Origin of the sequence: Kingella oralis (genome assembly GCF_014054985.1) — a bacterium.
In the GTDB taxonomy this organism is placed as follows: domain Bacteria; phylum Pseudomonadota; class Gammaproteobacteria; order Burkholderiales; family Neisseriaceae; genus Kingella_B; species Kingella_B oralis.
In genome coordinates this window covers 496,109-518,956 of the sequence record NZ_CP059569.1, presented here as the reverse complement: position 1 = coordinate 518,956, position 22,848 = coordinate 496,109, and the positions used below count along the sequence as shown (strand labels likewise).

The following is a 22,848-nucleotide window of genomic DNA, read 5'->3' as shown; positions in this document are numbered from 1 at the left end:
TGCCTCAACACCGTAGCCGTAGAGTGTGCAGCTTGCTGCGCACGCCGTTTGAGGCAGCCTGAAAATACAAAACCGTTTGGTATTCAGCCAAACGGTTTTTGTCGGATAGATTGAAACCTTTGCAAAGCCTGTAACCGATGGAGCGTTGGCAACTCGCCGACATTTCTTCAAGCCAATAACATCCTTTTTCAGGCTGCCCTTGCGTTTGGGGCGATGAAATGGTGAAGCAAGTTGAGTAAGATTGGGTGCGCATGGGGTGCAGGGGCTTGCCCCTGCTCGTGGTAGTCGGCGAAACGCCTGCGCTGGCGAAAAATTAACGATAGGCAGCCTGAAACCTCATTTTCGCCCCGCTTCAATCCACCGCACCACCCAAACCAGTTAAAATACCTCTCCTTTTTCAACCACCACCCCAAACAAAACCATGACCCCCACCCAGCTCAACCACACCGCCGCCGTGCTCGCCCAAATGCTCACCTTCGAGCAACCCGCCGATGTCGTCCTGTCCAACTACCTGCGCGACAACTGCAAACTCGGGCGCAACGACCGCCACGAAATCGCCGAAACCGCCTTTGCCGCCCTGCGCCATTATCAAAAAATCGCCGCCGTCCTGCGCCGCCCCGCCGTGCAATCGCGCAAAGCCGCGCTCGCCGCGCTGATACTCGGGCGCAGCGTTAGCATCAGCCAAATTGAAGATTTGCTGAACAACGCCGACAACGAAAAAGAATTGCTCAGCAGCCTCAAAGCCCGCAAAAACGAATTTTCAGGCTACCTCAACACCGCCGCCGAACTGCCCAGCTGGCTCATCGCCCGTTTGCAACAACACTACACCGATGAACAAATCCTCGCCTTCGGGCGCAGCGTCGCCCAGCCCGCCCCGCTGGATGTGCGCGTCAACACCCTCAACAGCAAGCGCGACAAAGCCCTCGCCCAACTGCAAACCGACTACCCGCAAGCCATCGCCACGCCCCTTGCCCCGCACGGCATCCGCTTCCCCAACAAGCCCGCGCTCAACCAACACCCCCTGTTTTTAGACGGCACAATAGAAGTGCAAGACGAAGGCAGCCAACTGCTGGTTCAACTGGTGGGCGCAAAACGCGGCGAAATCATCGTCGATTTTTGCGCGGGCGCAGGCGGCAAAACCCTTGCCATCGGCGCGCAAATGGCCAACAAAGGGCGCATCTACGCCTTTGACGTTTCCGAAAAACGCCTTGCCAACCTTAAACCGCGTATGACCCGCGCAGGCTTAACCAACATCCACCCCGAAAAAATCCACAGTGAAACCGACCCGCGCATCACAAGGCTGGCTGGCAAAGCCGACCGCGTGCTGGTGGACGCGCCCTGCTCGGGGCTGGGCACGCTGCGCCGCAACCCCGACCTCAAATACCGCCAATCGCCCGACACCCTCGCCAGCTTGCAAACCCAACAACAAAACATCCTACACGCCGCCGCAGAGCTTGTGCGCGCAGGCGGGCGACTGGTTTATGCCACTTGCAGCATCCTGCCCGAAGAAAACGAAAACCAAGCCGAGCACTTCCTGCAAACCCACCCCGATTTTGAACTACTGGATTGCAGTGAACTGCTCGCCGCGCAAAAAATCCCCCTCAACACGGGCAAATACCTGCGCCTAGACACCGCCACCCACCACACAGACGGCTTTTTCGCCGCCGTGTTCCAGCGCAAAAGCGCGTAAACATGATTTCAGGCTGCTTATTGTTCACCACATTCAGGCAGCCTGAAAATGGAGCGGCGGCAGCTCGCCGCCATAAACGCCAACCATCCAACCACTGTCTAACCACAAAGCGCCACCCCAAAGGCAGCCCGAAATCAACACTCGTAGGTCGGGCATTCATGCCCGACAAACAACCAGCGCACCAACATCAGTCGGGCAACAAGTGCCCAACCTACGCGCTGCAACAAAATTCAGCATAACCCGTAGGGTGTGCAACTTGCTGCGCACGCTGTTTGCTAACTCAAAGGCAGCCTTGCCCCTTTGTCCAAATCTTTGATTTGGGTATAAAGGGGTAGTCCGAAGCGCACCGCGCAAGGTAGAAAAACCTATTTCCCCACTTTCAAGCTGCCTCCCCCGAAAGCTCCCATGCCCCACACCACCAACAAAACCCTAGCCCAAGCCGAGCGCATCATGCTGGTTTCCGTGCTGCTGTCCAGCCAATACACAGGCAGCAACCAAACGCGCGAGCGCAGTTTTCAGACTGCCTGCGCCGAAGCTGCCGAGCTGGTGCGCGCCACAGGTGGCGAATTGGTTTGCAGCGAAACCAGCAAGCGCGACAAGCCGCACACCGCGCTATTCGTGGGCACGGGCAAAGCCGAAGAACTCGCCGATTTGGTCAAGCAACACGACATCCAGCTTGTGATTTTCAACCACGAGCTGTCGCCCACCCAAGAGCGCAATCTGGAACGCACCCTGCAATGCCGCGTGCTAGACCGCGTAGGGCTGATACTCGCCATCTTCGCCCAGCGCGCCCAATCGCAAGAAGGCAAATTGCAAGTGGAACTCGCCCAGCTCACGCACCTATCCAGCCGACTGGTGCGTGGCTACGGGCATCTGCAAAGCCAAAAAGGCGGCATCGGCTTGAAAGGCCCGGGCGAAACCCAGTTGGAAACCGACCGCCGCCTGATTCAAACCAAAATCACCGCGCTCAAACGCCAGCTTGCCAATGTAAAAAAACAGCGCGAAACGCGGCGCAAAGCCCGCCTTTCAGGCAGCCTGAAAACGATGGCGATTGTGGGCTACACCAACGCCGGCAAATCCACCCTGTTCAACCGCCTCACCAAATCCGACGTGTTCGCCAAAGACCAACTGTTCGCCACGCTCGACACCACCGCGCGGCGGCTCTACCTTGCCCCCGAAGCCAGCATCATCCTCAGCGACACGGTGGGCTTTGTGCAGGATTTGCCGCATCAGCTGGTTTCCGCCTTTTCCGCCACGCTGGAAGAAACCGCGCTGGCAGACGTGCTGCTGCATATCGTGGATGCGCACGACCCCGAACACGAACGCAAAATCCAAGATGTGAACGCGGTGTTAGCGGAAATCAAAGCCGATAAAATCCCGCAGATTATCGTGTACAACAAGATTGATCTGCTGCCCGAGGCGGAACAACACGCAGGCAGCCTGAAAAACCATGCGGGGCAAACCGTTGCCGTGCGCGTGTCGGCGGCCAGCGGCACGGGCTTGGCGGATTTGCGCGCCGCCTTGCTGGAATGGGCATAACCGGGCGCGGTTGTTGGATACGCCCCGCGCGTGTAAACTGCGCTTCGCCTTTTCAGGCTGCCCGATGCCTTGGCGCCAAGGCAGCCTGAAAACGCAAACCCTTTCCCAACCCCCAACGGAGTAAATACCATGAGCATTAAAATCGTTGCCATCCTTGCCGTAAAACCCGCCCACCGCGCCGAGCTGCTCGCCGTGTTCCGCGATTTGGTCGCCAAAAGCCGCGCCGAAGCGGGCAACCTGCGCTACGACCTGCACCAAGATTTGCAAAACGAAAACCGTTTTGTGTTTGTGGAAACATGGCAGGACCAAGCGGCGGTGGACAGCCACAACGCCAGCGGCCATTTTCAGGGCTTTTTGCAAGCGATTGACGGCAAAACCGACAGCGTGGAAATTGTGTTGATGACGGATGTGAGCGAAAACGGTAATTAACCGCCGCGCAAACCAAAGGCAGCCTGAAAACGAGCGAAGCGAGTTTCAGCGGAGCTAACAGCGAAGCTAAAACGTGCCTCTAAAAATGTTTTCAGACTGCCTTACATTTGCCATCCAACTGCCGTCATTCCCGCGCAGGCGGGAATCTTGGTTAATCTTAAACAACGACTTGTTTTACAACCATTTATGAATATCAAACAAGATTCCCGCCTGCGCGGGAATGACGGCATTTCTCGTTGTTCAGGCTGCTGCTAGGGTTTGCAAAGGGTTCAGATGGCATGAAAGGCAGCCTGAAAACGAATCACACCGTTTTCAGGCTGCCTCAATATAGCGCGTTGGCGGCTCGCCGACATTTTTGTTCACATCCAGCACGGTTGGTTTAATGCACCATTTGGCGGCGAGCCGCCGCCGCTCCATTGTGCGCCCACACCCCCATCTGTCGCTAGGTTTTGCAAAGCTGAGAACAGCATCAAGGCAGCCTGAAAACAAATCACACCATTTTCAGGCTGCCTATATGCTTGCCGCGCCGCCGTTAGCCCACGCGGTAAAACGCCAAGCTGCCGAGCAAGTTGGGCAGGATTTCTACGCGGTGGTTGCCCGTCATCACGGTGCGTTCCAGCACGCGGATTTGGTTTTTGGCGCACAGTTGGTCAAAATCTTGCAGCGTGCACCAATGGATGTTGGGCGTGTTATACCATTGGTAGGGCATCCGCTCGGACACGGGCATGTGCCCGCCCAGTGCGATTTGCAGGCGGTTGCGCCAGTAGCCAAAGTTGGGGAAGGTAACAATGGCCTGCTTGGCGACGCGGGTTAAATCGCGCAGGATGGTTTCGGTGTTTTGCATGGCTTGGATGGTTTGGCTGAGCACAATCACGTCAAAACTTTGGTCGCCGAAGGTGGTCAAGCCGCGTTCCAAGTCGGCTTGGATGACGTTGATGCCGCGTTCTATGGCGGCTTGCACGCTGACGGGGTTGATTTCTATGCCGTAACCCGTGCATTGTTTGCTTTGGGTGAGCGCGGATAGCAGCGCACCGTCGCCGCAGCCTAGGTCTAGCACATGGGATTTTTCGGGAATCCAGTCGTAGATGAGTTGTAGGTCGTTGCGTAGTGTCATGGTGGGGTCTCTTTTGTTTGGTTTCAGGCTGCCTTTTAGTAGCGCAATAGGCAGCCTGAAAAATGATTTAAGGATGGATGGTTCTCACTCCGCCAATTCCCAAACCTGCTTGCCCGATTGCCAGCGCAGATAGGGGGCAACATAGCCGTCTTGGTAGCGGATTTCGTATTCGCTGGGGCTGTGGCGGATGTAGTTGGGTTGCCAGCCTTGTTTGTTTTGCTTGAAGCCGAGCGGGATAAGTTCGGCTTCGGTGTTTTCAGGCAGCCTTTGGTGGGTGCGCTGAAATTGTTGGATTTGGGCGATGATTTGGTTGCCGAGTTGGATGTCTTTGTGTCGCCGCCATTGAACCGGCATGTTCAGATAGAGCATGCCGACGGCAATCAGCACAACCATGCCCAACAGGGTTTGAATAAAGGTTTTCATGGGTTTAGACGCTGATGTTGTTCATATAGGCGCGCACGGCGTTGTGGTATTGCGGGTCGTCGAGCAGGAAGGCATCGTGTCCGTGTTGGCTGGGCACTTCTACATATTGCACGTTTTTGCGGGCGGCAATTAGGGCGCGCACGAGTTCGCGCGAACGCTCGGGGGAAAACCGCCAATCGGTACTGAAACTGGCGATGAAATAATGGGCTTGGGTGTGTTGCAGGGCGGCTTGTAGGTTGTCGTTGTATTCGGCGGCGGGGTCAAAATAGTCTAGGGCTTTGGTCATCAGCAGATAGGTGTTGGCATCAAAGGTTTCGGCGAATTTGTCGCCTTGATGGCGCAGGTAGCTTTCTACTTCAAAATCAATATCATAATTGTAGTTGTAGTGTTCGTTGCGCAGTTGCCGCCCGAATTTGTTGCCCAGCCCGTGTTCGGCTAGGTAGGTGATGTGTCCCATCATGCGGGCGGTGCGCAGGCCGCGGCGGGGCTTGGTGTGGTGTTGGGCGTAGTTGCCGCCGTGGAAATCGGGGTCGGTGATGATGGCTTGGCGGGCAACGTCGTTAAAGGCGATGTTTTGGGTGGAGAGTTTGGGCGCGGAGGCAATCACAAGGGCATGGCGAACGCGGCCGGGGTAGTCTATCGTCCATTGCAGCGCCTGCATGCCGCCCAAGCTGCCGCCGACTACGGCTGCCCATTGTTCTATGCCGAAGTGGTCGGCAAGCTGGGCTTGGGTGTTCACCCAATCGCGCACGGTTACCAGCGGGAAGTCTGCGCCGTAGGGCTCGCCTGTGGCGGGGTTGATGCTGGTTGCTCCTGTGCTACCTGCGCAGCCGCCCAGATTGTTGAGCACGATAACGTGGAATTTATTGGTGTCTATGGGTTTGCCTGCGCCAATCATGTTGTCCCACCAGCCTGCGTATTTGTCGTTGGGGTGGTGTCGCCCTGCGGCGTGGTGGTTGCCCGATAGCGCGTGGCAAATCAGCACGGCGTTGCTTTTGCTTTCGTTGAGCTCGCCGTAGGTTTCTATGATGAGTTGGTAGCTGGGCAGGGTGCTGCCGTTTTGCAGGGTGATGGGGTGGGGGAACTCAATAATTTGCGGGGTGATGAGGGTGGTGCTGGTGATGGTCATGGCGGGGAGGGAGTGGATAAAAATAAGGCGCGATTATAGCGCGAGATAAGGGGGCAAAGGCAGCCTGAAAATGGAAAAGCGCGGGCGCGGCGGTAACCCTAGGCTTCAATTTACGCTACAATCTCGCCTTTTTCAGGCTGCCTTACAAGGAAACATCATGTCGCTTAAATTCAGCAAAATGCACGGCTTGGGCAACGATTTTATGGTAATAGACGGCATCAACCAAGTCTTCACGCCCAACTCTGCGCACATTGCGGCGTGGGCAAACCGCCATTTCGGCATCGGCTTTGACCAACTGCTGCTGGTGGAACGCGCCCAAACGCCCGCTGCCGATTTTCGCTATCGCATTTTCAACGCCGATGGCGGCGAGGTGCAACAATGCGGCAACGGCGCGCGCTGCTTTGCCAAATTTGTGTACGACAAGGGTTTAACCGACAAAACACACATCGCGGTGGAAACCGCAGCGGGCATCATCAAGCCGCAAATCCAGCCCAATGGCTTGGTAACGGTGGACATGGGTGCGCCGCGCGTGTTGCCCGACGACATCCCTTTCAGGCTACCTGCTGATGGCTCGGAAACGGCAGGCGCGCTCACGCATCAAATCGTGTGGGATAACCGCCAACCCGCGATTGCCGTCAGCCTAGTGAGCATGGGCAACCCGCACGCCGTGCTGCGCGTGGATGACACGAAAACCGCGCCCGTTGCCGAAATCGGCGCGGCGTTGCAGCAGCATCCGCAGTTCCCCGAGCGCGTGAACGTGGGCTTTATGCAGTTGCTTGACCCCACGCACATCGCGCTGCGCGTGTTTGAACGCGGCGCGGGCGAAACGCTGGCGTGCGGCACGGGCGCGTGCGCGGCGGTGGTGGCGGGGATGCGGCAGGGCTGGCTGGCGGCGGGCGAAACGGTGCAAGTGTCGTTGCGCGGAGGCGATTTGTTTGTCCAATGGCACAGCGGCAGCCATGTGATGATGACGGGCGAGGCGGTGTGGGTGTTTGACGGCGAATTGGCAGCCTGAAAACCGTTTCCGCTTCGCTGCGAGGCTGCCTATCCATCATAGAAAGCTCCCCATGATAAACGTTCACAAAGTTTGGTTTTACAGCGCGGCGATGGCGGTCGTTATCGCAGGCGTGTATTTCAACCTGCCCGATGCAGAGCAGCAAGCCAAAATGCAAGCCGCCGCTGCCAAGAAAAAAGCGGAACGCGCCGCCAAGCGGCAACAATCCGCCGCCCAACCGCCCGCCGCATCCGCACCCGCCGGCGCGGCACGGTCGCAGTAGTTTTCAGGCTGTCTCTGCTGGGTGCGGCAGATAAGCCCGCCCATATCGCAACCATTAGTAATGCAGCCTGAAAACCCATTCATCCCCATTTCCCCCTCCAAGCCGCTTACCCCTTTTTTCAGGCTGCCTCACCCAACCCACTCCATACCCACCCGCCATGTCCCAAATCAACCTCCTTACCGCCAGCCTATTTGTCGCCCTATTCATCTTCCAAACCCTGCGCCACCGCCAGTTTGCATGGCTCGCCCTCAGCACCGCGCTGTTTATCGCCGTGCAATGGTATTTTTTGCACGACCTTTCGCGCCCTGCCCTGCCCTTTGTGCAACCATACAGCATCGCCGCCCATCTCTACATCGCCCAAGCCTACATCCTCATCGGCAGCCTTGCCTACCGCCACCCGAGGCAGCCTGAAAACGGGCATCACGAGCATAACAAACTGGCACCCAGCGCCACCCCCAGCCTCTATCTCACCAGCCTCATCCACGCCAACCTTGCCATGCACCTTGCCTTTTTTATCCTGATTGGCTGCGCGTGGATTATCTACCCCTACGGCATCAGCCCGCATTTCATCGCCGACCTCTACCAAATCTACGCGCTCGACCCCACCACATGGCTCAGCTTCACCGCTTTTTTAATGCTGCTCACCACCCTCTATCTGGTTTTATTTCGGCAGCCTGAAAACTGCAAACCCGGCCGCCGCCAGCTTTCCGTCAGCGTGCTGCTTGCCCTTGCCATGCAGGCGCACTACATCCGCCAAACTCTGATAGACCTGTTCACCCAATTCCAATGACCCTCGCCGCCCTACACGCCGTCAAACTTGCCCTCGCCCCCATGGCGGGCATCACCGACCTGCCCTTCCGCCAGCTCACCCGCCAGTTCGGCGCACAATGGGCCGCCAGCGAAATGGTAACCGTGAACCCCGATTTGCAGCACACCGCCAAAACCCGCCACCGCCAAAACCACGCAGGCGAAAGCGGCGTCATCGCCGTGCAAATCGCCGGCAGCGACCCCGCCCAACTCGCCGCCGCCGCGCAACACAACGTCGCCCTCGGCGCGCAAGTCATCGACATCAACATGGGCTGCCCCGTTAAAAAAGTGTGCAACGTGCTCGCAGGCAGCGCATTGTTGCAAAACGAAAAACTCGTCGCGCAGATTCTCAACACCGTCGTGCGCGCCGTAAACGTGCCCGTAACCCTCAAAACACGGCTCGGCTGGGACGATGAACACCAAAACATCCCCACCATCGCCCAAATCGCCGAAGACGCAGGCATCGCCGCCCTTGCCATCCACGGGCGCACCCGCAGCCAAATGTATCGCGGCCAAGCGCAATACGAACTCATCGCCGCCGTCAAACAACAAAGCCGCCTGCCCATCTGGGCAAACGGCGACATCACCAGCCCGCAAAAAGCCGCCGCCGTGCTGGCGCAAACAGGCGCAGATGCCATTATGATAGGGCGCGGCGCACAAGGGCAGCCGTGGCTGTTTGCCGACATCCAACACTATTTACAACACGGCACGCTGCCCCCGCCCATGCCGTTTCAGGCTGCCTCTGCCACCATCCTGCGCCACCTTGCCGCCATGCACCACTTTTACGGCGACAACGCAGGCACCCGCATCGCCCGCAAACACATCGGCTGGTATCTCGCCCGCATCCCCAACAGCCAAACCGCCCGCCAGCACCTCAACCAAATCAACCACGCCAGCGAGCAATACGACTATTTAGCCGATTACCTCACCGCGCAAGCCCAGCAATATGAATACTGGCAACGCGATTACGAGGCAGCCTGAAACGGCAAACGCAAAGGGAATGACGACGGCTTGTTGTCAAAGGCAGCCTGAAACCTTTAACACAATAACAAATCTGAAACCTTTGCAAACCCAAGTAGGTCGGGCATTTATGCCCGACGTTTTTAGTTATGGCGTATAAAATAAATATGGCAGTTTTTGTCGGGCATAAATGCCCAACCTACAACAACTGCGCTATTTTATTTACCAAAATGTCGGCAAGCCGCCGACGCGCCATCGCGCATCTGGTTTCAGGCTGCCTCAGCAACGCAATTCCCAAAGACAGCCTGAAAAAGAAAAACCGTTTGGTATTCAGCCAAACGGTTTTTTGCTGAATGGATTGGCTTTCAGGCTGCCTAATCTCATCACAACCGTTTAATACTGCCACTCTCTCCCCTACGTCCAGCCGAACGCAGCATCTTTTTTTCGGGAAAAAGCGTGCGCTTGTTCGACGACGCGCGAAGCGCGGCTAGTTCGCACGCGCCGAAAAAAGGATGTGCAGTGAGGGAAGTTCGCGCAGCGAACCTGCACGTCGGGGTCGCCTTTCTTTTGCCAGAAACTGTATTCGTTATCTGCGCGAGCGGATTTTGTATTCAGTGAATACGAATACAAGGCGACAAGCCAAGTTAATAGTGGTTCTATTAACTTGGCTTGGCAACGCGGTAGGCGTGTTCAATGAAGGCAAAAGCAGCCGTGCAGATAGCGAATGCAAGTTCTCATTCTTTGGCGAAGCAAAGAAAGTAAGTGCCCCGCTGGCACGAAGCGCATGGTTAAAACCACACCCCAAACCAACCACAAAACAGCAACCTTTTTCAGGCTGCCTCACCATCCTGTAACCCAACAACACAACCACCCCCAGTCTTTACAAATTAACGAAACAAAGCAACACTTTATTTACACAAAATAACGGTTATAATGCGCGCGCTTCTGATTTCGGAGTAATCATACAACATGACCTTAACGCTTCTTTTCCGAGAATATTGCAGTTTGTGCCACCACATGCGCCAAGCCCTGCTGCCCTATCAGCAGCAATACGGGTTTGCGCTCAACGTGGTGGATGTGGATGAAGACGAAAATCTAGTCGCGCGCTATAACGAGCTGGTGCCCGTGTTGCTGCATGGCGAACACGAAATTTGCCATTGGCATCTCAACGAAGCCGCGTTATCGGCGTATCTCAATCAGGCGGCGGTTTAGGGGCTATTGACAATCAACAGCCCTAGGGCAGCCTGAAAATATCGCGTGAACACGCTTTTCATACAGCACAACGCCGTAGCCAAAGCCAAGCCGCGCGATGACAGGCAGCCTGAAAACCGCTTTTGTTTTACTTGTTGGAAGGAGACTGTCAAATGACAGCACTTGTTGAATATTTAACCGCCAATCCCTTGTTTGCATTGTTTGCAACGATTGCATTGGGCTACGCCGTGGGCATGATTAGCGTGCGCGGCTTATCGCTGGGCGCAGGCGCAGTGTTGTTCGTGGGCTTGGCAATGGGCGCGCTTGCGCCGCAATCCGCCTTGCCGGGGGTAGTGGGCACATTCGGCCTGCTGCTCTTTTTATACGGTGTGGGCGTTTCGTTTGGCGCGCAATTTTTCAAAGGCCTAACCAGCCCGCTGGGCATCAAGGCCAACATCGCCTCGGTAATCGGCGTGCTGCTGTCGCTGGGCTTGATGCTGCTGGCGATTAAATTTATCCCCGGCGTAAACTTTGCCGAAGCCATTGGCGCATGGGCAGGAGCAGGCACCAGCACCTCTGCCCTGCAAGCGGCAATGGTGGTAACGGGCGACAAAATCCCCGCCACAGGCTATTCCGTTGCCTACCCCTTTGGCGTGGCGGTGCCCATTTTGATTATTGGCTTGTACAACAGCTTCTTTAAGCCCAAATACACGCTGGAAGAGCGCACCTCATTGCGCGTATGCGCCGTGCGCGTGGAAAACCCCGAAATCTTCGGCAAAACCATGTCGGATGTAAACAGCACCCTGCCCGATGGCGTGAGCATCACCACCACCAACCGCGGCGGCAAAGCCGTTGCCTTGGGGCATTTGGGTGAATTGCAACACGGCGATATTGTGTTGATTACCGCGGTGGACAACGCCAAGCTAGACCAAGCCGTGCCCACCATCGGCACGCGCGTGGGCGACAAAATCAACTTGGTGCAAGGCGAAAAAGAATACCAACGCCTGTTTATTTCTAACCCCAACTTGGCGGGCAAAACCATCCCGCAAATCCGCCAACTGATGACGCTCAATGTCAGCATTTTGCACATTCGCCGTGGCGACACCGATATGCCGCTCACCCAATCGCTGCGCATGGAAATCGGCGACCAAATCGGCGTGCTTGCCGAAGTGGGGCACACCAAAGAATTGCAACGCTTCTTCGGCGACTCGGTGAAAGCGGGCGGCGAAGTGAACTATCTTTCTATGGGCGTGGGCGTGGCGTTGGGCTTGGCGGTGGGTTCTATTGCCTTCCCCATCCCAGGCTTGGGCAACGTGAAACTGGGCTTGGCAGGCTTGCTGCTGGTGGCGTTGTATCTGGGCAAAGCGCGTAACACATGGAAGTTCACATGGAGTATGCCGATTGCTGCTTCGCGCGTGTTCCGCGAATTTGGCTTGGCGTTGTTTCTGGCGCAAGTGGGCATGGCATCAGGTTCAACCTTTGTGGAAACCGTTGCCAAAAGCGGCATGACTTATCTGCTGCTGGGCGTGGCGCTGGTTGCGCTGCTTTCTATCAGCGTGTTGCTGATTACCGTGTATGTGTTCCGCATCCCTTACGACATGGCGGCGGGCATCATCTCGGGCGCAACGGGCAACCCCGCCATTTTGGCGTTCAGCAGCAAAACGCTGGCTTCCGATAAACCCGATGTGGGCTATGCGATGATTTTCCCGTCGATGACGGTGTTTAAAATCTTGCTGGTGCAGATTATCGGCGCGTTTATGTAGCGGCGGTTGCTCAACGATAAAACCCTTTGTGCTTGGTGCATAAAGGGTTTTTTGTTGGGAGGATGGGGTTTCAGGCTGCTCTATCGCTTGCCAACAATTAAGGCAGCCTGAAAACCAAAAAAGACGGCATTCACCGTCTTTCTCTCCATCCACCTAACCGCCCTACCCCGCTTCCCCCGTTTTCAGGCTGCCTATCCCTTCCAAAATACAACACGCCGCAGCATCGTCGCCCGCGCATTGGTTGTGCCATGCTTGCAGCGTGTCGCGCATGGTTTGCAGCGTGGCGATTTTTTGGTTGAGCTCGGCGATGTGTTCGCTCGTCAGTTGTTTGACATCGCGGCTGTGCCGTTCTGGGTCGTCTGCCAACGCCAGCAAGCGTTTAATCTGCGCCAGCGAAAAGCCCACTTCGCGCGCGTGGGCGATAAAGCGCAGCCGTTGCAAATCGACAGGCAAAAAACGGCGATAACCCGCTTCGCTGCGTGGCGCGGGCGGTAGCAAGCCTTGTTTTTCATAATCGCGGATTTGTTTGGCGGATAAGCCCGTTTGGGCGGCGGCTTGGCTAATGTTCATATTTGGCTTTCGTTAAGGCAGCCTGAAACTTGCTTTACTCGTTTTCAGGCTGCCTCTGATGGATAGTTTTACGCTTTCCCTGTTCTCGGCGAAATAGTCAAAATCTCGCAGCCCGTTTCAGTAACCAGCACTTCGTGTTCCCATTGCGCGGAGAGCTTGCGGTCTTTGGTTACCACCGTCCAGCCGTCGTCCAAGATGCGCAGATGGCGTTTGCCTTGGTTAATCATCGGCTCGATGGTGAAAATCATGCCCGCTTTGAGCACCATGCCTTGCCCTTTGCGCCCGTAGTGCAAAATTTGCGGCTCGCAATGGAAATCGCGCCCGATGCCGTGCCCACAAAATTCTTGCACCACCGAATAGCCTGCGTTTTCGGCAACGTTTTGGCAGGCGTAGCCAATGTCGCCCAGCGTTGCGCCCGCTTTCACGGCGGCGATGCCCGCCATCATGCTTTCGTGGGTAACGTCAATCAGGCGCTGCGCCTGCGGGCTCACTTTGCCCACGGTAAACATGCGGCTGCTGTCGCCGTGAAAACCGTCTTTTTTGATGGTTAAATCAATGTTGATAATATCGCCTTCTTTCAACGGTTTATCATCGGGGATGCCGTGGCAAATCACATGGTTCACCGAGGTGCAGCACGATTTGGGATAGGGCGGATTACCATAATGCAAGGGCGCAGGATAGCCGCCCTGCACGTTCACGTGATAGTCGTACACCAGCTTATCCAGCTCGTTGGTGGTGATGCCGGGTTTCACGAAATCGCCGATATAATCCAGCGCTTCGGCAACGAGCTTGCCCAGCTCGCGCATTTTTTCAATTTCTTCGGGGGTGTGGATGATTACTGCCATGATGGTCTTTCCGTTTATATAGTCGTTCCACACAACCTTATACTGCGTTGGCTCGCCTTGCTGTACTACTTGTACTATCTGCGGCTCGCCGCCTTGTCTAAGGCTGTGTGGAACGACTATAGTTGATAAAATATAGCGTTTTCAGGCTGCCTCATGCGATTAAGGCAGCCTGAAAGCAAGCGGGGCAAAATATAAAGAAAAACGCCCCCGATAGCAAATATTCTTATTTATAGGCGTGATTATGTTTGAAACCATCGTCAGCATCATCGTGGGCATCTTTGTTTTCGCGTTCAATGGGCTGATTTTTTCATCATCGTCCGCCAAATCCGCCGCGTGCCCAGTGTGCAGCACAACGGCGAAACCTTGCGCCCTATCAGCCGCTCGAAAGTGTGGAGCAACGAGCGGTATTACGTTGGCAGCAACGAGATTTTTCACTACAACGGCAACACGCTTATCAGCAGCCACCCCATCGCCCGCATCACGCGCGTGGAAAAAAGCAGCCTGAAAATCAACAACACCTATGTGTGGGACATCCACATCCAAGCCAACGGCAAATACTACATTTTCAGCTTCCGCCCCAACAATCAACACTTTGCCAACTGGCTCGCCCAATTTCGCCAAGCGTATCCCGATAGAGTGCATGGCAAATGGTCGCGCTGGGCGTAGAGCGTATAAACCCCGCCGATGATTTTAATTCTCTTAAAGAAATCAGTATAATCCGCGCTTTCCCTTTTCAGGCTGCCTATGCAAAACGTTAGGCAGCCTGAAAATCTTTTCTTAACATCAGCCCCGCAATTACGGGCAACCTGAAAGAACCAAGCCATGAAAAAAGTCTTTATCCGCACCTTCGGCTGCCAAATGAACGAATACGACAGCGAAAAAATGCTCGCCGTACTCGCCGAAGAACACGGTGGCATTGAACAAGTTTCCGAACCCGACAACGCCGACATCATTCTCTTCAACACCTGCTCCGTGCGCGAAAAAGCGCAGGAAAAAGTATTCTCCGACCTCGGGCGCGTGAAACCGCTGAAACAGAAAAACCCCAATCTCATCATCGGCGTGGCCGGCTGCGTTGCCTCGCAGGAAGGCGAAGCCATTATCGAACGCGCACCCTATGTGGATGTCGTCTTCGGCCCGCAAACCCTGCACCGCTTGCCCAAAATGATTGTGGATAAAGAAACCACCGGCCTCTCGCAGGTAGACATCTCCTTCCCCGAAATCGAAAAATTCGACCACCTGCCCCCCGCCCGCGTGGACGGCGGCAGCGCGTTTATTTCCATTATGGAAGGCTGTTCCAAATACTGCTCCTTCTGCGTCGTGCCCTACACGCGCGGCGAAGAATTCTCGCGCCCACTGAACGACGTACTCACCGAAATCGCCGGCTTGGCGCAACAAGGCGTGAAAGAAATCAACCTGTTGGGGCAAAACGTCAACGCCTATCGCGGCGAAATGGACGACGGTGGCATCTGCGACTTCGCCACCCTGCTGCGCATCGTGCACGAAATCCCTGGTATTGAACGGCTGCGCTTCACCACCAGCCACCCACGCGAGTTTACCGATGCCATCATCGAATGCTACCGCGACCTGCCCAAGCTGGTTTCCCATCTGCACCTGCCAATTCAAAGCGGCAGCGACCGCGTGTTAAGTGCCATGAAACGCGGCTACACCGCGCTGGAATACAAATCCATCATCCGCAAACTGCGCGCCATCCGCCCCGATTTGTGCCTCAGCTCCGACTTTATCGTTGGCTTTCCAGGAGAGACCGAGCGCGAGTTTGAGCAAACCTTAAAGCTGGTGAAAGACATCGCCTTTGATTTGAGCTTCGTGTTCATCTACAGCCCGCGCCCTGGTACGCCCGCCGCCAACCTGCCCGATGACACGCCGCATGAAGAAAAAGTGCGCCGCCTTGAAGCGCTGAACGAAGTGATCGAAGCCGAAACCGCCCGCATCAACCAAACCATGCTCGGCACGGTGCAACGCTGCTTGGTGGAAGGCATCTCCAAAAAAGACCCCGACCAGCTGCAGGCGCGCACCGCCAACAACCGTGTGGTGAACTTTTACGGCGATGTATCGCTGATTAATCAAATGGTGGAGATTGAAATCACCGATGCGCGAACCTTCTCGCTGAGCGGCGAACTGGTTTGACGGCATGGTTGAGGCAGCCTGAAAACGCGTTCACCCGCCTTATTTCCCATGCCAACAGCCCAAGCATTCGCCCTTTCCCTGCCCCATATCAAAGGCAGCCTGAATATCCCGTTTTCAGGCTGCCTTTGGTTTACGCTGTTGCGCCAAAAAGCTATAATTGAAAACGAGTTGCAACAAGCACTCAATAGAAACAATGGTTTACTTTTTCAACTAACCGCGCAGCCCTTTCAGGCTGCCGAAAGAGAGGTTCATCATGTCTGATAAAAAAGTCGCCGTCGTAACTGGTTCGGCCGCAGGTTTGGGCAAAGCCATCGCCACCCGCTTGGCGCAGGACGGTTTTGCCGTGGTGTTGCACGACATCAACGCCGACAATCTTGCCAAAGTCAAAGCCGAATTTGACCAAAAAGGCTGGCAAAACATCGCCGTGCAAGGCAACGTTGCCAACCGCGCCGACCAATTTCGCCTTGCCGAAGAAGCCGTTAAAGCGTTCGGACGCTTGGATGTGTGGGTGAACAACGCGGGCGTGGAATCGGTGGGCACATTCTTGTCGCTGGACGAAGCCGAAATTGACCGCGTGCTGGGCGTAAACATCAAAGGCGTGATTTTCGGCACGCAAGCGGCCGCCGAGCAAATGAAAAAACAAAAAACCATCAGCAAAATCATCAACGCGTGCAGCATCGCGGGGCACGAATCCTACGAAATGCTCAGCCTGTATTGCGCCACCAAACATGCCGTGCGCTCGTTCACGCATTCCACCGCCAAAGAATTGGCGCAATACAACATCCGCGTGAACGCCTATTGCCCCGGCGTTGCCGACACGCCGATGTGGGAGCGCATCGACGCGGCGTTCGTGCAACACAAAGGCTATAAACCCAAACAAGCGTGGACGGAATTCACCGCCGGCATTTTGGCGGGCCGCCCGCAACAGCCCGAAGACGTGGCTTGCCTGGTGTCGTTCCTATCGTCGCCCGATTCGGACTACATCACAGGGCAAACCATTTTGACCGACGGCGGCATGGTGTTCCGTTGATAAAATGATTTTCAGACTGCCGCTGACGGATGGCATGGGCAGCCTGAAACAACAAACCGAATGTTCAAGCATTCGGTTTTTTTATTGGCAACACGGTAAGCAAAATTACAGCCTCATCCTGCGCGGCAACAAACCCGCATCGGCGGGGTTGCGCAAAAAGCGTTGCAACACGCGTTTGAGCGCGGCATCTTCGTGTTGGTATTGCAGCTTTTGCGTGAAAAAATCGGCGATGATTTGCGCCTGCTGCTCCATGTTGAACTGCGCCAAATCGTGCCGGCCGGCGAGCAGGTGTTGGTAGCGGTAGGCGCGGTGGGCGATGTAGCCGCCTTGCAGCGCAAGCCAAACGCCGCAGCGGCGGACGGGGTAACCGAGGCGGTGTTGCCAGATGTGGCTGCATTCGTGGATAAACAGGTGGCGCTCTTGCCATGTGCCGTGGGCAAAATCGGTGCGGTATAGCGGGCGGGGGTAATAGCTGTGTCCGTTGGGCGACATGGCGGTGCAGGCGTTTTGCAGCGGCAGGTAGCGGCGCCCGTGGATATGGATGGCGGCGTAGTCCAGCGCGTGTCGGAAGATGGGGCGAATCAGGGCGATTTCGGCGGGGGTGAGATAACGGGGCATGGGGCAGCCTGAAAGGGGGTTGGGCGGCAGATAAAGGCAGCCTGAAAACGCGATTATCCGTTTTCAGGCTGCCTCATTTATGACGATGCTGTTACGCCAAGGCTTCTTTTACCGCGCGATACGCTTGGTCGATGGCGTCTTGCACATACGGCTTCCAAGCCACATCGCTGCCCGCCATCAAAATATTGCCCAAGCGTTTTTGCATTTGCGCGGTGGTGTCCGCCGCGTTGCGCTCGGTGTTGAACAAATCCAGCCGCTCGTAGCTGTAGCCGTGCGACCAGCGGTTGATGGAAACGTCCAGCAGGTTGTCGTCCAGATTTTCGCCCGCCAGCGCGTAGATGGCGCGAAGCTGTTTGAGCATTTCTTCTTTAATCGCGTCAAAGCTCATGCCCGCCAGTTTGCCGCGCCCTTTTTTATACATTTCCTGCGGCGTTTTGCCTTCGGTGGCGGTGGCGATGTGCGCCATGTGGATCACAATCGGCTCGTCTGGGCTTTGGGCAAATCGGTAATCGCCGATGCTCACGGGGTCGTCCAGCTTCACGTCGCAGAAGAACGCGGCGGGCGAATACAGGCGGTGCACGCCCAGTTTTTTGAAGGCGCGGGCGTTTTTCACCAGCGCGTTGGCGTAAACCATCGGCGTGCGCGAGTTGCTCAGTTCCGCCGTTTTTTGCGCTTCGGGCATTTCGGGCATGATTTTCGCCGCCAGCGCGCTGTGTCCCGCGAAAATGCATTTTGCAGCATCGGCGCGCGCCAAGTCTTGGCTGCTTGGGGTTTTGTAGGCAACCGCCACGCCGTTTGCCGTGTTCTGCACAATCAGCGCGGTGCTGTTGAGGCGGATGCGGACGTCGTTGGCGGGCAAGTCCAGTTTGCCGTAATCAAACTGCGCGGTAACGATGTCTTCCATGCTGTTGCCTGCGGCGATGCCGGGAATCAGCTTGCGCACCAACAGGCGGGCAATGGAGGCGTTGCCATCGGGGAAGTGGTAGATATACGGCTCTTCGGCGTGGGCTTTATGGCTCAATTTCAGGTTTTGCACGCCGGGGTAACCGTCTTCCAGCGCGGAATAAACGGAAATGGCGTGGATGGAAATGCCCCAGTATTCGCTGCTGATTTGGGTGAGGTAGTTCAGGGCGCTTTCGGGCAGCTTGGCGGTGTTTTTCAGGAAATCGTAGTAGCTCGTGCTGTGGGCAAGCTCGGTACGCTCGCGTTTGCTTTTGCCCTGCCAGTAGTCGGCGGGTTTGGTGTAAAGCGCGGTGAGCGCGGCGCGGGCATCTTCGGACAGGGGGAACTGCGCGATAACGGTGGCGGATTGGGCGTTGCCGGTTTCAGGCTGCCCTGCAACGACGGCGTTTTTGCCGAAGGTGGCTTCGTCGAAGAATACGCCTTCTTTCAAGCCCCATTTTTCGTATAGGGTTTGGTCAAAATAGCGGTTGAATTTGGTGTAATCGATGCCGAGGTCGCGCAGCAGCTGCTTGGCTTGCCGCGAATAGCCTGTTTTGGGCGAATCGATGGATTCGCTGCCGCCGTAGCCCAAGATGAGTTTGCCGTTGGCGCGGAATTCGTTGCGGATGGCGTGCCCGCCGAAATCTTGGTGCGCGTCCAGCAGCAGGATTTTGGCTTTGGGGCGCGATTTTTGGTAGAGATAGGCGGCGGTTAGACCGCTTAATCCTGCGCCGATAACGATTAAGTCGTATTGCTCGCTGACTTTTTCGGGCAGGGTTACGCTTTGTCCGCGCAGGGCAACGCCGTGGGCGGCGGCTTGGCTGCCGTCGTTGTCGCCCATCAGCGCGCGGATGAGCGCGGGCGGATAATACGCAGCGGCTTCTTCGGCGGCGAGGGCGCGGTAAACGGGGCCGGCAAAGGCAACCGCGCCTGCCGTGGCGGCGGTGCTTTTGAGAAAGCGACGGCGGGTGAGGTGTAAAGGCATGGTGTGTTCCTTTTGTTGTGGTGGATAAAGGGGGCGATTGTACCGAAAGATGGGGTGGGGTTAAATGTGGCAGCCTGAAAGAGGGTTTTTTGTTTGGGGAAAGACGGCGGGCGGAGTGGTTTGGGCTTCGTAAACCTGTTTTCAGGCTGCCTTCGGACGCTCGGATAACGTCAACAAAAGGCAGCCTGCGTAGCGAAACGATGCGGCTCAATCCAAATCAACGTGCAAAATATGCTGCCCGCAATGCAAACAGCGGAACAGGCAGCCGACCATTGAGCCACCGTTGCGGATGTATGGGCGGTCTTCGGGGTCGGGTTGGAAATCCAGCCATTCTATGCCCTCGGCGATGCCTTGCCGCTGCAAGTCTTCCCAGTTGGCATAGCCCACAAAGGCGCAGTAGTCGCCGCAATGGTCTGCCCATTGCGCTTCCTGCCAGCTTGAATAGGACGGGGTGCGCAGGCAGAGTTCGTCTTGCTGCGCTTTGCCGATTGCTTGCGAAACGTGGTGGCGGATAACAAATTCGCCCTCCAATTCTTTGGCGGCGCGTCCGCCCGCGATGCACTCGGGGCAGAGGGCGTTGATGTCGTCGTAGCTGTAAAACGGGTGGGTGTAGAACACGTGGGTGTCGCGGTGGCAGCAGTCGCAGGCGACGGCTTTTTCCTGCGTGCGGAAGATGCCCGAGGCGAGCGGGTCGGGGCAGTATTTGAACGCGGGCAGGGACGCTTTGAGCTCGGGGGTGATGGGCAGCGGGCGTTCGGCGCGTTGTTTGTCGTCGCCATAGCTTTGGGCGAGGTTTTGCAAATAGGCGAAATCGGCGCGCTCTTGCGGGTTTTGGCGGTTAGCGGCAGAATGAAAATGGGTGAACGCGCTTTGGTAACGCCCCAGCGCGGCATACACGCGGGCAAGGGCGCGGTGTTTTTCGGGGCTGTCTGGCTCGGCGGCGATAAGGGGTTCCAGTTCAAACATCCGCAGCAGGCGGCTGTTGCTGTCCAGCGCGTCGGCGGCTTCTACGAGGGGGATGAGGGTGTCGGGGTTCATGGTGGGTCTCCGTGGTAGGGTGGATTTTCAGGCTGCCTTTATCCGTTTAACAATGGAGCCAACGCCGTCTGCGTGATTCACAAACTGCGCCGCGCAAATCGCAGCGGTCAAACAATGTGTTTTCAAAATCGCAGCGCGTGAATACCGTGCCATCCCAATTCGCGCTTAATCATGCCCGCTCTGCAAGGCTTTGCAACGGTTTCAGGCTGCTTCATGCCGCTCAGGCAGCCTGAAAATCACGCCGCCATAAACCCTTCCCTGCTGCCGAGCCAGCGTTCCAAATGCGCCTGCACGATTTCAGGCTGCTGTTCAATCAACAGCGGGGCGAGTTGGCGTGCGTGTTCCAGCAGTTCCAAATCCTGCTCCAAATTGGCAAAGCGCAGCATCATCGCGCCGCTTTGGCGCACGCCCAAAAAGTCGCCCGCGCCGCGGATTTCCAAATCCTGCCGCGCGATTTCAAAGCCGTCGGTGTTTTCGTAAATCACTTTGAGCCGCTGTTTGCCCACTTGCCCCAAGGGTTCAGCAAACAGCAGCACGCAGGTGCTGGCTGCCGCGCCGCGCCCCACGCGCCCGCGCAGTTGATGCAGCTGCGCCAGCCCCATGCGTTCGGCGTGTTCAATCACCATCAGGCTGGCGTTGGGCACGTCCACGCCCACTTCAATCACGGTGGTTGCCACCAGCACGTTCAGGCTGCCTGCCACAAATTGCGCCATGATTTCGGCTTTTTCGGCGGGCTTCATGCGCCCATGCACCAAGCCAATATTGAGCTGCGGCAACGCGGCTTGCAGCTCGGCTAGCGTTTCGGTGGCGGCTTTCAGTTGCAGGCTGTCGCTTTCTTCAATCAGCGGGCACACCCAATAGGCTTGCTGCCCTTTTTGGCAGGTGTTGAGCACGAAGCCTTCCACCTCCGCGCGGCGCACGTTGTTCACCAATTTGGTTTTAATCGGCGTGCGGTTGGGGGGCAGCTCGTCGATGGTGGACACGTCCAAATCGGCGAAAAACGACATCGCCAGCGTGCGCGGGATGGGCGTGGCAGACATCATCAGCTGGTGCACATCTTGCCCTTTGTTTTTCAACGCGAGCCGTTGCGCCACGCCAAAGCGGTGTTGCTCGTCCACAATCACCAGCCCAAGATTGTGAAAGGCAACATCGTCTTGAAACAGCGCGTGCGTGCCAATGGCAAGGCGGATGCGCCCATCGGCAATCGCGGCGCGGGCTTGGTCTTTGTCGCGCTTTTTCAGGCTGCCTGAAAGCCATGCCACGCTGATGCCCAGCGGTTCTAGCCATTGTTTGAATTTGATGTAGTGTTGCTCGGCTAGGATTTCGGTGGGCGCCATCACGGCAGCCTGAAAACCGCCTGCGTCTTCCAGCGCAACCAACGCCGCCAGCGCAGCAACAATGGTTTTGCCGCTGCCCACATCGCCTTGCAGCAGGCGGTGCATGGGATGCGGCTGGGCTAAATCGGCGCGGATTTCGTTGAACACGCGCTGTTGGGCGCGGGTTAGGCCAAACGGCAGTTGGGCAATCAGCGCATCGGTTAAGCTGCCGTTGCCAATCAGTGGTTTCAGGCTGCCTGAACGGCGTTTTTGCTTGGCAAGGCGCATGGAGAGTTGCTGCGCCAGCAGTTCGTCAAATTTCAGCCGCTGCCATGCGGGCAACGCGCCGTTGCTGATTTGCGCCAAGTTGATGCTGGGCGGCGGGTTGTGCAGCAGGCGCAGGCTGTCGGCGAGCGTGGGCAGGTTGTATTGGCGCAGCACGCTTTCGGGCAGGATTTCGCGCAGGTCTAAATGTTGCAGCGCGGCGGCGATGGCTTTGCGCAGCGTGGGCTGGGTTAAGCCGTTGGTGGTGGGGTAAACGGGGGTAAGCGTTTGGGCGAGCTCGCTTTTTTCGGGCGATTTGATTTTGGGATGTATCATTTCCGCGCCGTAGTAACCCTGTTTGATTTCGCCGAGCGCGCGCACGCGCTGCCCTTTGGCAAGCTGCTGCTGTTGGCTGGGGTAGAAATGGATAAAGCGCAGGTTAAGCAGCCCGCCTGCGTTGTCTCGGATGCGGGCGATGAGCTGTTTGCGCGGCTTGAACTGGACTTCTTGCAGCACCACTTCGCCTTCCACTTGGCAGGTTTCGCCGATGGGCGCGGCGGCGATGGGGGTGATGTGGGTTTCGTCTTCGTAGCGCAGCGGCAGGTGTAGGGCTAAATCCCATGCGGTGTGGATGTGCAGCTTTTCCAGCTTTTGCGCGGTGGCATCGGTGAGTTTGAGGGCTTGGCAGAGGTTGGGGAGCATGGTTTTTTACACGATGATTTTCAGGCTACCTGAATTATAGGGAAATTTTGGGGGATGGATAATGGGGAATG

26 protein-coding genes and 1 pseudogene are annotated in these 22,848 nt (G+C 56.6%); 15 read left to right on the top strand and 12 right to left on the bottom strand.

The window, feature by feature from the left end:
* Positions 1 to 4: 4 nt before the first annotated feature.
* Positions 5 to 253 carry a hypothetical protein gene (locus H3L93_RS02770; protein WP_003797200.1) on the bottom strand — a complete coding sequence of 83 codons (249 nt, stop codon included), beginning with the start codon at positions 251 to 253 and terminating at the stop codon, positions 5 to 7.
* A gap of 168 nt (positions 254 to 421) precedes the next feature.
* On the opposite strand from H3L93_RS02770, the gene H3L93_RS02765 reads away from it, so the two are divergent.
* The gene (locus H3L93_RS02765) at positions 422 to 1,690 is read left to right on the top strand and encodes an RsmB/NOP family class I SAM-dependent RNA methyltransferase (protein WP_003797204.1); all 1,269 of its coding nucleotides are present in this window, start codon (positions 422 to 424) and stop codon (positions 1,688 to 1,690) included.
* A 33-nt stretch (positions 1,691 to 1,723) separates the two neighbouring features.
* Here H3L93_RS02765 and H3L93_RS13275 read toward each other — a convergent pair whose 3' ends face one another.
* Positions 1,724 to 1,846 (bottom strand): hypothetical protein, encoded by a 123-nt coding sequence (locus tag H3L93_RS13275; RefSeq protein WP_281365030.1) that lies wholly within the window; start codon positions 1,844 to 1,846, stop codon positions 1,724 to 1,726.
* A gap of 249 nt (positions 1,847 to 2,095) precedes the next feature.
* On the opposite strand from H3L93_RS13275, the gene hflX reads away from it, so the two are divergent.
* Both hflX and H3L93_RS02755 read left to right on the top strand, forming a co-directional pair.
* A complete protein-coding gene (gene hflX, locus H3L93_RS02760; protein WP_003797210.1) occupies positions 2,096 to 3,229 on the top strand; it encodes a GTPase HflX in 1,134 nt (377 codons plus the stop codon).
* Positions 3,230 to 3,358: 129 nt separating this feature from the next.
* Positions 3,359 to 3,658 carry a putative quinol monooxygenase gene (locus H3L93_RS02755; protein ID WP_003797212.1) on the top strand — a complete coding sequence of 100 codons (300 nt, stop codon included), beginning with the start codon at positions 3,359 to 3,361 and terminating at the stop codon, positions 3,656 to 3,658.
* 532 nt (positions 3,659 to 4,190) lie between these two features.
* On the opposite strand, the gene metW is transcribed toward H3L93_RS02755, so the two are convergent.
* The 3 genes from metW to metX all read right to left on the bottom strand — a co-directional run bounded on the left by metW (position 4,191) and on the right by metX (position 6,324).
* Complete coding sequence (gene metW, locus H3L93_RS02750) at positions 4,191 to 4,772, bottom strand: methionine biosynthesis protein MetW (protein WP_003797217.1); 582 nt, start codon at positions 4,770 to 4,772, stop codon at positions 4,191 to 4,193.
* An 84-nt stretch (positions 4,773 to 4,856) separates the two neighbouring features.
* A complete protein-coding gene (locus tag H3L93_RS02745) occupies positions 4,857 to 5,195 on the bottom strand; it encodes a hypothetical protein (protein ID WP_003797218.1) in 339 nt (112 codons plus the stop codon).
* Positions 5,196 to 5,199: 4 nt separating this feature from the next.
* Positions 5,200 to 6,324, bottom strand: coding sequence for a homoserine O-succinyltransferase MetX (metX, locus tag H3L93_RS02740; RefSeq protein WP_003797220.1), 1,125 nt, complete (start codon positions 6,322 to 6,324; stop codon positions 5,200 to 5,202).
* A gap of 154 nt (positions 6,325 to 6,478) precedes the next feature.
* On the opposite strand from metX, the gene dapF reads away from it, so the two are divergent.
* The 8 genes from dapF (at position 6,479) to H3L93_RS02700 (ending at position 12,322) form a co-directional block, all read left to right on the top strand.
* Complete coding sequence (dapF, locus tag H3L93_RS02735) at positions 6,479 to 7,339, top strand: diaminopimelate epimerase (RefSeq protein ID WP_182077719.1); 861 nt, start codon at positions 6,479 to 6,481, stop codon at positions 7,337 to 7,339.
* Positions 7,340 to 7,391: 52 nt separating this feature from the next.
* Positions 7,392 to 7,601 carry a hypothetical protein gene (locus H3L93_RS02730; protein ID WP_003797224.1) on the top strand — a complete coding sequence of 70 codons (210 nt, stop codon included), beginning with the start codon at positions 7,392 to 7,394 and terminating at the stop codon, positions 7,599 to 7,601.
* Between the two features lie 157 nt (positions 7,602 to 7,758).
* Complete coding sequence (locus H3L93_RS02725) at positions 7,759 to 8,391, top strand: hypothetical protein (protein WP_003797226.1); 633 nt, start codon at positions 7,759 to 7,761, stop codon at positions 8,389 to 8,391.
* Positions 8,388 to 9,389 (top strand): tRNA dihydrouridine synthase DusB, encoded by a 1,002-nt coding sequence (dusB, locus tag H3L93_RS02720; RefSeq protein ID WP_003797227.1) that lies wholly within the window; start codon positions 8,388 to 8,390, stop codon positions 9,387 to 9,389. Before H3L93_RS02725 ends, dusB begins: the two co-directional genes overlap by 4 nt.
* Before the next feature lie 169 nt (positions 9,390 to 9,558).
* The gene (locus tag H3L93_RS02715) at positions 9,559 to 9,765 is read left to right on the top strand and encodes a hypothetical protein (protein WP_155803167.1); all 207 of its coding nucleotides are present in this window, start codon (positions 9,559 to 9,561) and stop codon (positions 9,763 to 9,765) included.
* 387 nt (positions 9,766 to 10,152) lie between these two features.
* Positions 10,153 to 10,293 (top strand): hypothetical protein, encoded by a 141-nt coding sequence (locus H3L93_RS02710; protein ID WP_182077700.1) that lies wholly within the window; start codon positions 10,153 to 10,155, stop codon positions 10,291 to 10,293.
* Between the two features lie 44 nt (positions 10,294 to 10,337).
* A complete protein-coding gene (locus H3L93_RS02705) occupies positions 10,338 to 10,580 on the top strand; it encodes a glutaredoxin family protein (RefSeq protein WP_040558746.1) in 243 nt (80 codons plus the stop codon).
* Positions 10,581 to 10,732: 152 nt separating this feature from the next.
* Positions 10,733 to 12,322 carry an aspartate:alanine exchanger family transporter gene (locus tag H3L93_RS02700; RefSeq protein WP_003797238.1) on the top strand — a complete coding sequence of 530 codons (1,590 nt, stop codon included), beginning with the start codon at positions 10,733 to 10,735 and terminating at the stop codon, positions 12,320 to 12,322.
* A 162-nt stretch (positions 12,323 to 12,484) separates the two neighbouring features.
* On the opposite strand, the gene cueR is transcribed toward H3L93_RS02700, so the two are convergent.
* Positions 12,485 to 12,892, bottom strand: a complete 408-nt coding sequence (cueR, locus tag H3L93_RS02695) for a Cu(I)-responsive transcriptional regulator (protein ID WP_003797240.1) — start codon at positions 12,890 to 12,892, stop codon at positions 12,485 to 12,487.
* Positions 12,893 to 12,960: 68 nt separating this feature from the next.
* Positions 12,961 to 13,737 carry a type I methionyl aminopeptidase gene (map, locus tag H3L93_RS02690; RefSeq protein WP_040558749.1) on the bottom strand — a complete coding sequence of 259 codons (777 nt, stop codon included), beginning with the start codon at positions 13,735 to 13,737 and terminating at the stop codon, positions 12,961 to 12,963.
* A 363-nt stretch (positions 13,738 to 14,100) separates the two neighbouring features.
* Here map and H3L93_RS02685 point away from each other — a divergent pair, with 363 nt between their 5' ends.
* The 4 genes from H3L93_RS02685 (at position 14,101) to H3L93_RS02670 (ending at position 16,912) form a co-directional block, all read left to right on the top strand.
* Positions 14,101 to 14,403 (top strand): hypothetical protein, encoded by a 303-nt coding sequence (locus H3L93_RS02685; RefSeq protein ID WP_155803168.1) that lies wholly within the window; start codon positions 14,101 to 14,103, stop codon positions 14,401 to 14,403.
* Positions 14,404 to 14,559: 156 nt separating this feature from the next.
* A complete protein-coding gene (gene miaB, locus H3L93_RS02680; protein ID WP_040558753.1) occupies positions 14,560 to 15,882 on the top strand; it encodes a tRNA (N6-isopentenyl adenosine(37)-C2)-methylthiotransferase MiaB in 1,323 nt (440 codons plus the stop codon).
* Positions 15,883 to 15,930: 48 nt separating this feature from the next.
* Positions 15,931 to 16,143 carry a hypothetical protein gene (locus H3L93_RS02675; RefSeq protein ID WP_003797250.1) on the top strand — a complete coding sequence of 71 codons (213 nt, stop codon included), beginning with the start codon at positions 15,931 to 15,933 and terminating at the stop codon, positions 16,141 to 16,143.
* On the top strand, positions 16,136 to 16,912 hold the full coding sequence (locus tag H3L93_RS02670; protein ID WP_003797252.1) for an acetoin reductase: 777 nt from the start codon (positions 16,136 to 16,138) through the stop codon (positions 16,910 to 16,912). Before H3L93_RS02675 ends, H3L93_RS02670 begins: the two co-directional genes overlap by 8 nt.
* A gap of 105 nt (positions 16,913 to 17,017) precedes the next feature.
* Here the strand turns inward: H3L93_RS02670 and H3L93_RS02665 are convergent, their stop codons facing one another.
* The 5 genes and pseudogenes from H3L93_RS02665 to recG all read right to left on the bottom strand — a co-directional run bounded on the left by H3L93_RS02665 (position 17,018) and on the right by recG (position 22,777).
* On the bottom strand, positions 17,018 to 17,530 hold the full coding sequence (locus H3L93_RS02665) for a hypothetical protein (RefSeq protein WP_003797254.1): 513 nt from the start codon (positions 17,528 to 17,530) through the stop codon (positions 17,018 to 17,020).
* Positions 17,531 to 17,621: 91 nt separating this feature from the next.
* Positions 17,622 to 19,457: an NAD(P)-binding protein gene (locus H3L93_RS02660; RefSeq protein WP_003797256.1), complete on the bottom strand. Its 1,836-nt coding sequence runs from the start codon at positions 19,455 to 19,457 to the stop codon at positions 17,622 to 17,624.
* Between the two features lie 207 nt (positions 19,458 to 19,664).
* Positions 19,665 to 20,495 (bottom strand): CbrC family protein, encoded by an 831-nt coding sequence (locus tag H3L93_RS02655; protein ID WP_050755578.1) that lies wholly within the window; start codon positions 20,493 to 20,495, stop codon positions 19,665 to 19,667.
* Positions 20,496 to 20,541: 46 nt separating this feature from the next.
* Positions 20,542 to 20,625: pseudogene (locus H3L93_RS13445) on the bottom strand (hypothetical protein); the annotation flags it as partial.
* Between the two features lie 106 nt (positions 20,626 to 20,731).
* Positions 20,732 to 22,777 carry an ATP-dependent DNA helicase RecG gene (gene recG / locus H3L93_RS02645; protein ID WP_003797262.1) on the bottom strand — a complete coding sequence of 682 codons (2,046 nt, stop codon included), beginning with the start codon at positions 22,775 to 22,777 and terminating at the stop codon, positions 20,732 to 20,734.
* Between the last annotated feature and the right edge of the window lie 71 nt (positions 22,778 to 22,848).